This is a genomic window from Pedobacter psychrotolerans (assembly GCF_004340665.1).
GTDB classification, from domain to species: Bacteria; Bacteroidota; Bacteroidia; order Sphingobacteriales; family Sphingobacteriaceae; genus Pedobacter; species Pedobacter psychrotolerans.
This window is the reverse complement of the sequence record NZ_SLWO01000010.1, coordinates 26043-38588: the sequence shown is the minus strand read 5'-3', so window position 1 is coordinate 38588 and position 12546 is coordinate 26043. Positions and strand designations below refer to the sequence as shown.

Below are 12546 nucleotides of genomic sequence, written 5' to 3'. Positions count from 1 at the left end.
TTTAGTGTAGGACACTATTTAAACGCAGGGGTTTAATCGTTATTTTTCTTTCTTATTTTTGCATATGTTTTTTCAATTGCCAGATCACGAAATGATTTTCCCTAATCCAGCCCTGGCTGAAGATGATGGTTTGCTTGCTGTTGGTGGCGATTTAAGTTTGGAAAGGCTGCTATTGGCTTATTCGAATGGAATTTTTCCCTGGTTCAGCGAAGGTGAGCCTATTTTATGGTATGCACCTCATGAACGTTGTGTAATTTATCCCAACCGTATTTTGGTAAGTAAAAGCATGAAGAAAATATTACGTGATGAGGTATTTAAAATTACGCTAAATACGGCATTTGAAGAAGTAATATTTAACTGTGCCAATACACCAAGAAAAGGGCAAGATGGAACGTGGATTACCAATGAAATGCAGGCTGCGTACATCAACCTTCATCAGCATGGCTATGCACACAGTGTGGAAGTATGGCATCATGAACAATTGGTTGGTGGTTTGTACGGAATAAAAATAAACCGTGTTTTTTGTGGTGAAAGTATGTTTAGTACCGTGAGTAATGCCTCAAAAGCGGCCTTAATATATTTAAGCAAGCTGGATCTCGATTTGATTGATTGTCAGTTGCCGAATGATCATTTGATGAGTTTGGGAGCTGAAATGATTGAGCGGGAAGTGTATATGAAGATGCTTGAAAAATAGCGTTGTCAACTTTAATAGCAAGCTGGATCCAAAGTTGACAACGCTTAGAAGTAGTAATTTTATTTTGAAATCAATTAAAGTTCTCTAATCCAGATGTTTCTGAAACTAATAGCTGGGCTAGGGTCGCCGTGATCTTGAAGTTTAATTGATGCGGCACCATGCTTTTTGTATTCAGGTGCGCCAATCCATCTGGTTTCTCCCTTTACAACAAAATTATTCTGTAATAATACGCCATTCAAAATAACGGTTACAGTTGCAGGTTTAAGCACTGTGCCATCCTCATTAAATCTCGGTGCGTTCCAGATGATATCATAATATTGCCATTCACCTGGTTTCTTATTGGCATTAGCTAACGGAATCCCTTGTTTATATACACTTCCGGTTTGCCCGTTAACATATGTTTTATTTTGATAAGAATCCATGATCTGAATCTCATATCCATTATCACCAGGTCCGGTTGAGGCTAAAAATACACCACTATTTCCTCTTGCCTGACTTGTTCCTGTAATGTTAGCAGGAATCCTCCACTCCATATGAAGTTGATAATCGGTAAACTTTTTATTGGTTTCAATATTTCCAGTGCCTTTCTTAACGGTAAAAAAGCCATCATCTATTGTCCACGCAGCAGGTTTTGTTGGATCATTAACGGAGTGCCAGGCATCCAGATTTCTTCCATTAAATAAAACAATTGCATCAGAAGGTGCGTCTTGAGGTAGATGTCCCGGTGTAACAATTTTCGGAACAGGTTCCCAAATTTCTGTTTTAGCCGCTTCTTTTGCCGGATCTGTTTTTTTATCCTGCGCCAATGCCGACATACCAAATAGGGTTGGAATAAAAAGTAATGCGTATTTGCTCATAATTATAGGTTATCTTTTTTAAAGTTAACCAGTTTATTAAGAAATAGAAATTTCGTATTCAATTTATTACGCCAGATCATCTGCTAAATAAGTTTCTTTGATGACAATTTCATCAGGAATCAAATCTTCGCGTTGTTCTTGTAAATCTTTAAGCGGGCAATATCCTGTCAATCCTCTGTACAGTAATCCTGCTCCAGCAGTTGCACCAGTTAATGCGATAACCGGATGCGAAAATACATTGGTTAACCCTTTAAAAAGCAAATAGGTTCCAACCGCACCAGATAGCCAGCGCTCTGATCTTGAAATATTTTGAAATAATTCTGGATATTTCCAAGCTTCTTTTACATTGTCAAGTGCTCTATTTAAATTTTCGTTTTCCATGATAGTACGTTTAATATTATTTACTTAACAAACAGAAAATGATACAGTTTTAAAATGATGTTGATAAATTAATCAACTTAATTCAGGATATCCCTGATATCATCTTTACTTAAAGACTTAAAGAAGCTCTCCTCCGTAGTGATTAAGGAATTGGCAAGCGATTTTTTACGGTTCTGAAGTGCAAGAATTTTCTCTTCTACAGTGTCTTTCGCGATAAATTTATAAATGAAAACCTTCTTATCCTGACCAATGCGGTGTGTTCTGTCAATAGCTTGCTGTTCTACTGCAGGATTCCACCAGGGGTCTAAGATAAAAACATAATCTGCCTGTGTTAAGTTTAAGCCCACGCCACCAGCTTTTATAGAAATCAGGAAAACTTTTAAGTCATTATTTTGCTGAAATTCAGATACAATTTCTCCGCGGTTACGCGTAGCTCCATCCAAATAAGCGAATGGAATTTGCTCAGCCTGAAAATGCTTTTTAAAGATATCTAAATGTTTTACAAACTGTGAAAATACCAATACTTTGTGCCCACCTTTAAGCACATTATCCAGTGTGTGAATTACATTTTCAAATTTACCTGAGTCAGAAAGGTAAGTTCCGTCAATCATCACCGGGTGATTAGCCAATTGACGTAAAGCTGTTAATCCCTGTAACAGCTGAACCTGTTTCTGTGCGAAAGTTCCATCATCCATGCTCTGCAATAGATCATTGCGGTAAGCCGATTTTGTTTTTTCATAGTAAGCAGCCTGATCTTCGCTCATGTCGCAATAAATCACCTGCTCGGTTTTCGGTGGTAATTCTGCCGCAACCTGCTCTTTGGTTCTGCGTAATACAAAAGGCTTAATGATGGTTTGAAGCTTACGTGCTTTCTCTTCATCTTTTCTCTTCTCTATAGCCTGCACATATTCTTCATTAAAAAATGCCTGAGTACCCAACAGGCCTGGGTTGAGGAAGGTAAGTTGCGACCAAAGATCACCCACGGAATTCTCTACGGGTGTACCACTCAGAATCAATCGATGCCTGGATTTCAGGCTTCTAACTGATTTAAAAGATTTGGAAGCCGGATTTTTAATGTTCTGACTTTCATCCAGAATAACATAATTAAAATAAAAATTCTTTAATTCTTCTACATCAACTCTGGTAACACCGTAGGTAGTGATAATAATATCATAATTGGCGAAAATCTCGACATTTTTATTTCGATTGCTGCCAGTATGGGCATAAATTTTAAGTTTGGGCGTAAATTTTTTAGCCTCGGTTAACCAGTTGTAAATTAGCGAGGTAGGCATAATAATCAAAGAGGTACTTGGCGTGGCCAGTAGCTGATCATCTTCTTTTACTTTTTGCAACATGGCCAGCGTCTGGATTGTTTTACCCAAACCCATGTCATCTGCCAGGCAGCCACCGAAATTATATTCACGTAAAAAACTAAACCAATTGTAACCGGCTTTTTGATAATCGCGAAGACTGCCCTTAAAATGAACGGGCATTTGTGTATCGGCTATATCTTCAAAGTCTGATAGGCGCTGTAATTTGCGTTCCAGTGTTACATTAGCCAAACTATCCTCCGCTAAATCGTTGAGCAAGCCAATATGATGTTTTTTAAGTCGTAATGTTTTGCCCGTTTCTGCAAGGCTGAATAAGCTTCCATACTGCGTAAACCACTTTTCAGGGATAATGGCCACTTCGCCATCGGGTAACAGAAATTCTCGTCTCTTATGAAGAATATGCTGCTTCAGAGAGAGAAAGGGAATCTGATATTTTCCAAACCAAACTACGGCATTGATATCAAACCAATCATTACCTTCTTTAACTTCCAAATCAATTTTACTGGTGCCGAATACAAAACGTTTCTGGCCGGTTGCCTGCTCAATTTCAAAGCCCAGCGACTGTAGCAATTCAATATGCTCATTTACCCAGTTAATTGCTGCATAGCTGGGGTTTTCATCCGTAATGTCTACCTCCAAATTGCTGAAAAGTGCACTTGTTTTTTTTAAGCCTAGTGAAAGCAATAAATTAAACTGCTTCTTTTCCCATTCAGCAGAACGTTTAATGCGATGGAAAATGTAATTATCGGCTGTTTTCTCCAGTCGAACGGTTACTTTATGTGCATTTTCTATAGAAAAATGGTATTCACCATATTTAAAGAACAGTTGAATTTGTGAGATTCCACCATCAACATACAATACCTTAATGACTGGTGTTGCTTCAAATTGTTCTGTTCTAATTTCAAAGCCTTCAGCATACACGTGATGCTTTTCGATCAGCGGGGCAACAAATTTTTCAAAATACGTTGCTTCCGTAGATTTCGGGATGGCAATATACCGTTTAGCTAAAAACGGCTGCAATTTTTTTCCTTCTATATCCTGATCAAAAAAGTATAAAACATCATTCAGCAATAACCAGGCTGGCTTATTGCTAATGATCTGCGCCTCTTTAAACATAAATTCAATGCGCAGGTTCTGGTACTTTATGGTTGGAAAATATCGTGTTTCTGTTTCATTTCTTCGGAAATGGAATAAAATTGATGCAGGTTCTGCTGCAAGTTCTATCTTACGTTCTACCGGCCAGCCATCTTTATCCATGATGTAAAGTTCATTTTTAACCTTTAACATCTCCAATGCTTCTGCTAATTTTTTCTCAATCCTTGGGCGAACATTCTCGTAAAACTTATCATCGAAAATTTTAGCAAAAAATTCAGTAGGCCTGATGAGTTTTTTATAGTGTTTTTTAATGACTGAATCTTGTTCAATATCATCTAAAATTTTAATCAGCTTATAATCAATTTCGGTTAAGCAAGCCTTAAACTCTTCCGCTGTGTGGGTAAAAATTCTTTGATAAGTAAAAGAAAAATCTCCGTTGGGATTTAGCTGAACAATGTGAGGTTCAATTAAATAGCCCAAATACTCATGTTTGCACAATGAGTATACAATTTTACAAGGTTTTGAGCTATCTACGCGTAACATTGGTTGGTTTAAAAAAAGAATTAAGAGTTGGCATCTTAAAAACTTTAAACTTACAATATTTTTGGTATTACATCAAAAGATTGTAACAATTTTAGTGAAAAAGCCTTTGTTAATTGATTATTAGCTGTTGAATGATGAAAAAGTACTTGATTAATTTCTTCGTTTATTCTTTTCTAAATCGCTGTTAACGTTGAATGTGGTAATTCTGGTGATTAAATCTAGCGGCATGGGTTGGTCAATAGGAAACTGAACTGCTCCTTTGCTCCATTTGTAATTTTCAAACTCATGCTTAAAAGCTTCGATTCCGGAACCCTTAGGGTAAAAACCAATGTGCTTAGCGTAAGCTGCAAAATAAACTAAAACCCTGTTTTGTTTAAACGCTGGCATTTTATAGCTGATTACTTCTTTGGCATTGGGTGCAGCCTGTTGAATGGCTTCTCTAACCTGCTGCAAAATTCTTTGTGTTTCTAGCGGAAATTGAGCAATATAATCATCAATCGTTTTTGGTTCCTGTTTTTCCATAATATGATTGACTTACAAAATTATAAAAATAGAGGATTACTGACTGATGAGAATGTCGTATTTAGTTAATAAACCCGCTAAACAGGATTGAGAGAATCTGGCTTTCTTCACTCTGTTTTTATCTGGATCGATTATATAATGAGTTGCGGTTCTAAAATCTGCTTTTTCAAGATTAGTTTTGTCGAAGGTTGCATTAAGGAAATCGCAGTAATCAAAACTCGAACTGCTCAAATCACATTCAGTAAAATCCACTTCATGGAGTTGATTGTTTTTAAAAATGGTCTTTTTTAGTTTGAGTTTATAAAAGGAAGAATGGTCAAGTTTACAACTGTCAAAGCTGAAGGCTAAACCGAAATCGTTACAGTTTTCGAAACGTAGACCCAGCATTTTACAATCTTTAAAATTTACATCGTTGAATGATGTTTTGGTTAGCGTAGCTAAACTTAAGTTGCAGGAAATGAATTCACAATCTAAGAACTTGATACTGCTTAAATCTGAATTGGAGAAATCACAATAAAGGAATTTACAGTTTTCATATTCACCTTTGAGTAATGTGTTTAAAGTAAAATCGGCTTTTTCAAAGGTTTTATTAGCTAAATATTCGGACATCAGTTGGTATAATTTGGACAAACGAAGATAAAAATAATTTTTCACTGCCGTTGATATGGACCATCTAAGCTTATATGTTTCTTATATGCCTTAATTGGTAGAAATCATAGTAGCTTTTAGATTATTACCATATAATAACGTGAGGATCATATAAGCTTACCATTTATTAGATGCCTTAAATGTAGTAGAATTTATAATTGCTATTGATTTACCAATATAAGAAACATAAGTAACATTAAGCTTATATGTTTCTTATATGCCTTAATTGGTAGAAATCACAGTAGCTTTTAGATTATTACCATATAAGAAACACAAGTAACATTAAGCTTATATGTTTTTTATATGCCTTAATTGGTAGAAATCACAGTAGCTTTTAGAATTATTCCCATATAAGAAACATAAGGATCATATAAGCTCTAAATGTTATTTACATGCCCTATGTGTTTAAATTGTGAGTACTTACAAGGTAAAGAAAATGAAACAAAAAAAATCCCCCGAATTGCTTTGGAGGATTTATATTTTGAAATAGACTAAGTGTCTCGATTTATTTTGTTGCGTACATTACTTCTTTAACCGCTTTAATTACTTTTTCAGCGTTTGGTAAGCTTGCTGCAATTAAAGTTGGAGAATATGGAAGTGGAACATCAGCACAAGTGATACGTAAAACTGGTGCGTCTAAATAATCAAAAGCTTTTTTCTGTACCATAAAAGCAATCTCACCTGAAAGTGATGCCAATGGCCATGCTTCTTCCACTACAACTAAGCGGTTTGTTTTCTTCACAGACTGGATAATGGTATCATAATCAATCGGACGAACAGTACGTAAATCGATTACCTCAACGTTGATTCCTTCTTTAATTAATTCTTCTACAGCTGGATTCACTACGCGGGTTAACATTTTACCGAAAGTTACGATGGTTACATCAGTACCTTCTTTTGTTACGTTTGCTTTGCCAAATTCAATGTAATATTCTTCAGCAGGAACATCACCTTTATCGCCATACATTACTTCAGACTCCATGAAAATAACCGGATCCGGATCAATAATAGCTTGTTTTAATAAACCTTTCGCTTCGTAAGGCGTAGATGGGATAACCACTTTTAAACCTGGTGTATTGGCAAACCAATTTTCGAAGTTTTGTGAGTGTTGTGCACCTAACTGACCAGCGTTACCTGTTGGTCCACGGAAAACCATTGGACAAGAGAACTGACCACCACTCATTGATAAAATTTTTGCAGCACCGTTGATAATTTGATCAATGGCCACCAATGAGAAGTTAAATGTCATAAACTCTACAATTGGAATAAGGCCAGCAGTTGCGGCACCTGTTGCAATCCCAGCGAAACCTAATTCGGCAATAGGGGTATCGATAATACGTTTTGCACCAAATTCATCAAGCATACCCTGACTTACTTTATATGCACCGTTATATTCTGCTACTTCTTCACCTAATAAAAAAACGCGGTCATCTTTACGCATTTCTTCGCTCATGGCTTCGCGTAGTGCTTCTCTAAATTGGATTTCTCTCATTGTAAATTTTAATAACGGTGGCAAATATAATTATTAATCGCTACCAAACCAAAGGCAATTAGGCTTGTATTTTGTAATAATTATAATGGTAAATAAGGCTTTTTTTAAGGTGTAAATGTGTTCTTTTTGATTAGTGGCAGAAAATTAAAATATAATTTCGGAATGATATCTTTAATGCTTCTATAGTATTGAAACCATGGCTATTTCGAAACATTTATAATGGTTAATATTATTGAATATTAAAATGCCGAATACAATAAGCTATAGTAATTTAATGATTTGGATTAATTAATCCATAAATTTCGCTGTCTAGAAACTTACCTTTAAAGTAATAGTCCTGCCTGAAAAGGGCTTCTTTTATAAAACCATGTTTAAGCAATATTTGCCGCGAAGCATCATTACCCGTATTAATGTTGGCCTTAATGGTATGGAGGTTCATCTGTTCAAAGCCAAAATCGATAGTTTTTTTTATTGCTTCAGAAATAATTCCTTGTCTCCAGAAATCGGGATGGAGCATGTAGCCGATTTCTGCCCTATGGTTGGCATAATCTGTTTGCCAATAGCCAATGGTTCCAATCATTTGTGTCGGCTTTTCTTTCAACGCAATTACCCAGGCTAAGTTATTCCCATTTTCAAATCCTTCGTTAAACTTGGTTATCACTTTTTTAACTGCTTGTACATCTTCAGGTCTTTCTCTGTCAATGTACTTCATGATATTTTCATCAGTGCGCATTGCGTATAAAACTTCTGCATCAGAAAGACTGTGTTCGCGAAGAATTAAACGTTCGGTTTCGAGTACAGGGAATTTAGTGAAGTTTAGGGTGAGCATAGGTAAATTTAGGTATTAAGATTTTAATCGCAATTGTTTATTGTTTCGAAACGTAAAGATGTTCAAGTTGGGTATTATAAAATTTGTTTATTGGACAGATTGCTTCGTCGGCTGAAAAAGCCTCCTCGCAAAGACGATTAGACGAGCAGATATACTTTAAGCTTTTCGCTTTCTGCTTTGATCTTTCTGCTTTCACCTTTTAGCTTTCCGCTTTACTTCCCGAACAGCGTTTTGTAAATAGAGTATTTGTAATTATCTTCCACGGCACTTGCAACAAAATATGGCGATTCAAAAAGCTCAGTCAGTTTTTTTCTAAGTTCTGCTAAAAATTCAGGTTTAATTTCTTCCAGGTATTCACCAGAAAGCGTTTGTCTTCCAGATTTGAACCAAACACCATCCACAGCCATGGTTTTAACAACATACAAATTCGGCTCAACAAAAGTTTTACCCGAAAACTGTTCATAGGCATAAGTGTAAAGTAAGGTTTGAACCAATGCTTTGTTGATGTGTTTGCCATCTGAATTAAAAAGTTCTGTCACATCTTTAAAAGTTAATTTATCACTTCCGGTTTTGTAATCAACAATTTTAGTCACCCCATCTTTTATATCAACCCGATCAATATAACCGAAAATTTTAACACTGGCATCCTTGCCATTTAAAGGGAAATTAATCTCTGCTTCTACCTTCTGTTCTAAACTGATAATATGAAAAGGTGTTTGCGATTCATCCTGGTTCACAATAATGTTTACGTAGGCATCAACAATTGACAGGATAACTTTTTGCATGCCTTTATACTCCATCACTTTATCAGGATGATTAAACATTACAGCATTAAAAGCTTTTTCAATAAGTGCAGGTATCTGCTTCCTTTTCGCCTTAATTCGTTCCAAAGTAATTTCAGCTTTCATCAAATCCTGATAAAAGTACTCCATCACTTTGTGTAAAATAGAACCAATTTCGTTCGCCTCTACAACGGCACTCACTTCTTTTGGTTCTTTAATCCCAGCGATGTAGTTGAAGAAAAAATCGATTGGATTGGAAATGTATTGTGTTAAGGCAGATGGCGAAAGTACTTTCTTTTTATCGAGGTATTTTTGAAGGGTTTCCTGGATAAAAACATTATTGGTTTTTTCGATGCGAACTTCTTTAAAAGGTTCTGTTTTTACATCCAGATTAAGTTCATGATAAGTAAAACCGAATCCGCTTTCATACTCCAGTTGTTTTAAAATTCTGCTCGCTTCGCCAGTTGTACTTTCATCAGTTAAACTATTATAAACAAAGTTGATATTTTTTGCCCTTTGCATTAAACGGTAAACCATGTATGAGGAGATGGCATCAAGATTTTCTAAAACAGGCAAACCGTATACCCGGCGAATAGAATCAGGAATAAAACTATTGCCAATGGAAGATTTCGGAATAATCCCTTCATTAAAACCTAAAATCACCACCTTATCGAAATTTAAGTTCCGGGTTTCGAGCAAACCCATTAATTGAATCCCATTTAATGGATCCCCGGAAAGGGGCACAGCAATAGCTTGTAACGATTTTTGAACCAGATAGATAACGAACTGAATTTCTTCATTACCGATATGCTTGCCAAAAGTATCATGCAGCCGGTTTAATTCCTGTATGGTTTTCACAAAAAGCTCTGCATCAATTTTCTTGAGCGTTTTAGCATTTGATAACCTGGTTAAAATGAAATCCAGCACTTCCAGCAGGTATGGAACAACCTGTTTTGGATGATCAATTTTTTTATAGAACACTTCAAACAACCCGCTTTGCCTTAAAAGCCTTTCATGTGCAATTTCTACCTCGTTTTCTTTCAAAATGGCAGTCAGAATTTTATCACGAATTTTATGGCTCAGGCCCGTAAGCGGGTGGGTTAAAAAAGCCTCCACGTTTTTGTAGGAAATCTTTCCGGTATGTGTAATTTCCAATTGAGATGAAAACCATAAATCTGCCAGGCCAAAAATACTGGATGTAGATAAAGCAAAACCCATGGTTACATTCAGGTCGATATCTTTGCCATGATAAGAAGTCGGGATTGTTTGCAAAGCAGGTAATAACAGGCTTTCATCAGCCAGAACCACTACAGTTGAGCCTATTTCATTGCTTTCAGCATAATCATCTTCCAGTATATTATTCAGGATTTTTGCCTGTGCCGATTGCCCCTGAACTTTAAAAACATTCACCTGATGTTCTTCGGTTTTCATCAGGCTGGGTTTGTTTTCGAATACATTTTTCAAGCCGAGTTGATTCAGGTTTTTCCTTAAAAATAATCCTGCTTCCTGTAAAGGATCATTCACGTAATAATCATCGGCATCGAAATAAAATAAAGCTTGATTTGCCTCCTGAAGTTGTGTGAAAATTTTTGCCTCTGCGCTGGTTAAGGCATTGAAACCAACAAAAATGATTTTGCCTTTTTCAAAGTTTACAGGTAAATCTTTAGCATGCTCTTTTTCTTCGGCCAGGTGCCGATAAACATAACCATTGGTTAGATAATCCTGTTCCTTTAATAAAGCATGAAATTTGTGATAAAGCTTTGGCATCCGGCGCCACATTTTAATAAAAAGCTCTTGTTGCTTCTTGTGCTTGCCTTCGGAATAAGATGTCCAGAATTGAGCCAGAAATTGATATTGTTCTGGGCTGAGGTAATCGAAATCTTTATTGATGACGGAGATATCTTCCAAATCACGATAGAGTTTTCCGGCATCAACCAGATCGTTATCTATTTGTGTAAAGTCGCTTAAAATTATCTTTGCTAAAGGGAAAAATTTATGACTGGAAATGAGCTCCAGTTTTTCTTCGGTCAGTAACTGGTTGTAAATTTTATGAAGTGTAAAAAACTGCAGGTAAAAATCGGCAATTTTATAAGGTGTAGCAGTAGCAAAAAACTCTTGGATGGTATAAAATGCCGGACTAAAAAAAGGCTTGCCAATAATATCAGCCAGGTATTTCTGCATATAAGCAGATGGACGTTTATTATTGAAAACGATTGCGCAGTGTTGCAAATCCGAGCCAAATTTTTCTATTAAGTCTTCAGCAACTTCTTGTAAAAAGGGTTTCATATTATTATTTAAATATTACTCGTTACTTTCGTTTTTTAGTTGAGCTTCGATGATTGCTTTATCTTTATAAATCCAGTCTGCTAATTGTTTTTCGGTTGGTAAATACATTTGATATTTGGAAGCAAATAATTGTTTGCTATCATTTAACATAGAGTATTTTACAACAGTTTCTTCAGTGTCTGTGCAAAGAATTATGCCAATTGTTTGATTGTCATTATCTTGTTTCTTTAGATCGTCAAACATTTTAATGTACATATCCATTTGCCCTACATCTTGATGTGTTAATTTGGTAGTTTTTAAGTCAAACAGTACGAAACATTTTAAAATGTAGTTGTAAAATACTAAATCTATATAAAAGTGACTTGTTTCTGTACTTATTCTAAATTGCCTTCCAACAAATGAAAAACCTTTTCCTAGCTCTAATAGAAATTGTTGTAAGTGATTAATTATTCTCGCTTCTATTTCTTTTTCATTTGTAAAGGATGATTCGTCAATTTTCAAAAATTCTAAAACATATGGATCTTTAATAAAATCTTCCGAAGACTGATTGTTAAGACCTGGTTTTTTTACTTCATTTTGATGAGTTAAAATTCGTTGAAAATATGAGGAGTTTATATTCCGCTCCAATTCTCTCGTACTCCAATTTTGCCTCTCTGCTTCTTTAAGATAATATTTTCTTGCCTGTGCATTCTCAACTCTCATAATTAAGCGATGATGTGTCCAGCTCAGATTACTACGAAGTACATAATTTGAATGATTGTCTTGAACTTCTGTATTTTCAGATTTGCTACGCACTGCGTAGCAAATCTGATCATCTTGATAAGTTAGGTAAAATTGGCGGAAATTTCTTAGGTTGGAATAGGAAAAACCTTTACCGAAATCAACACTTAGTTTTTTTGATAGCGATTGTAGAATCTTATCACCATATGATGCTTTAACATTCCCACCCTGTTCATTTTCAACTATTGCTTTACCTATTTGCCAATATGAAATAACCATGGCCGTATTAATTGCCTTGTAAGTATAGGTTCTATACTTATTCAGTATATCAAGTACATTTCCATATAAAGCGTTTATTTCTTCCAT

Annotated in this window: 10 protein-coding genes; 1 reads left to right on the top strand and 9 read right to left on the bottom strand. The window is 35.6% G+C overall.

All coding sequences use genetic code 11. From position 1 onward, the window contains the following. The first annotated feature begins 64 nt into the window (after window positions 1-64). The gene (gene aat / locus EV200_RS20250) at window positions 65-694 is read left to right on the top strand and encodes a leucyl/phenylalanyl-tRNA--protein transferase (RefSeq protein WP_132536021.1); all 630 of its coding nucleotides are present in this window, start codon (window positions 65-67) and stop codon (window positions 692-694) included. A gap of 74 nt (window positions 695-768) precedes the next feature. Here aat and EV200_RS20245 read toward each other — a convergent pair whose 3' ends face one another. The 9 genes from EV200_RS20245 to EV200_RS20205 form a co-directional block, all read right to left on the bottom strand. Beyond that, a complete protein-coding gene (locus tag EV200_RS20245; RefSeq protein ID WP_132536019.1) occupies window positions 769-1551 on the bottom strand; it encodes a 3-keto-disaccharide hydrolase in 783 nt (260 codons plus the stop codon). A gap of 66 nt (window positions 1552-1617) precedes the next feature. Further along, complete coding sequence (locus EV200_RS20240; RefSeq protein WP_132536017.1) at window positions 1618-1932, bottom strand: YgaP family membrane protein; 315 nt, start codon at window positions 1930-1932, stop codon at window positions 1618-1620. A 77-nt stretch (window positions 1933-2009) separates the two neighbouring features. After that, on the bottom strand, window positions 2010-4901 hold the full coding sequence (locus EV200_RS20235) for a DEAD/DEAH box helicase (RefSeq protein WP_132536015.1): 2892 nt from the start codon (window positions 4899-4901) through the stop codon (window positions 2010-2012). A gap of 150 nt (window positions 4902-5051) precedes the next feature. Next, entirely contained in the window at window positions 5052-5423 is a 372-nt protein-coding gene (locus EV200_RS20230; protein ID WP_132536013.1) for an iron chaperone, read from the bottom strand. 36 nt (window positions 5424-5459) lie between these two features. Beyond that, on the bottom strand, window positions 5460-6032 hold the full coding sequence (locus EV200_RS20225) for a pentapeptide repeat-containing protein (protein WP_132536011.1): 573 nt from the start codon (window positions 6030-6032) through the stop codon (window positions 5460-5462). 544 nt (window positions 6033-6576) lie between these two features. After that, window positions 6577-7563 carry a pyruvate dehydrogenase complex E1 component subunit beta gene (locus tag EV200_RS20220; protein WP_132536009.1) on the bottom strand — a complete coding sequence of 329 codons (987 nt, stop codon included), beginning with the start codon at window positions 7561-7563 and terminating at the stop codon, window positions 6577-6579. A gap of 271 nt (window positions 7564-7834) precedes the next feature. Continuing rightward, window positions 7835-8392 (bottom strand): GNAT family N-acetyltransferase, encoded by a 558-nt coding sequence (locus EV200_RS20215; protein ID WP_132536007.1) that lies wholly within the window; start codon window positions 8390-8392, stop codon window positions 7835-7837. Between the two features lie 212 nt (window positions 8393-8604). Then, entirely contained in the window at window positions 8605-11460 is a 2856-nt protein-coding gene (locus EV200_RS20210) for a PD-(D/E)XK nuclease family protein (protein WP_132536005.1), read from the bottom strand. 15 nt (window positions 11461-11475) lie between these two features. Beyond that, window positions 11476-12546, bottom strand: a complete 1071-nt coding sequence (locus EV200_RS20205; RefSeq protein WP_132536003.1) for a PDDEXK nuclease domain-containing protein — start codon at window positions 12544-12546, stop codon at window positions 11476-11478.

What these genes read in the sequence shown, in the direction of transcription:
- aat (WP_132536021.1), top strand. Translation starts at nt 65, where the DNA reads ATGTTTTTTCAATTGCCAGATCACGAAATGATTTTCCCTAATCCAGCC.
- EV200_RS20245 (WP_132536019.1), bottom strand. Translation starts at nt 1,551, where the DNA reads ATGAGCAAATACGCATTACTTTTTATTCCAACCCTATTTGGTATGTCG.
- EV200_RS20240 (WP_132536017.1), bottom strand. Translation starts at nt 1,932, where the DNA reads ATGGAAAACGAAAATTTAAATAGAGCACTTGACAATGTAAAAGAAGCT.
- EV200_RS20235 (WP_132536015.1), bottom strand. Translation starts at nt 4,901, where the DNA reads ATGTTACGCGTAGATAGCTCAAAACCTTGTAAAATTGTATACTCATTG.
- EV200_RS20230 (WP_132536013.1), bottom strand. Translation starts at nt 5,423, where the DNA reads ATGGAAAAACAGGAACCAAAAACGATTGATGATTATATTGCTCAATTT.
- EV200_RS20225 (WP_132536011.1), bottom strand. Translation starts at nt 6,032, where the DNA reads ATGTCCGAATATTTAGCTAATAAAACCTTTGAAAAAGCCGATTTTACT.
- EV200_RS20220 (WP_132536009.1), bottom strand. Translation starts at nt 7,563, where the DNA reads ATGAGAGAAATCCAATTTAGAGAAGCACTACGCGAAGCCATGAGCGAA.
- EV200_RS20215 (WP_132536007.1), bottom strand. Translation starts at nt 8,392, where the DNA reads ATGCTCACCCTAAACTTCACTAAATTCCCTGTACTCGAAACCGAACGT.
- EV200_RS20210 (WP_132536005.1), bottom strand. Translation starts at nt 11,460, where the DNA reads ATGAAACCCTTTTTACAAGAAGTTGCTGAAGACTTAATAGAAAAATTT.
- EV200_RS20205 (WP_132536003.1), bottom strand. Translation starts at nt 12,546, where the DNA reads ATGGAAGAAATAAACGCTTTATATGGAAATGTACTTGATATACTGAAT.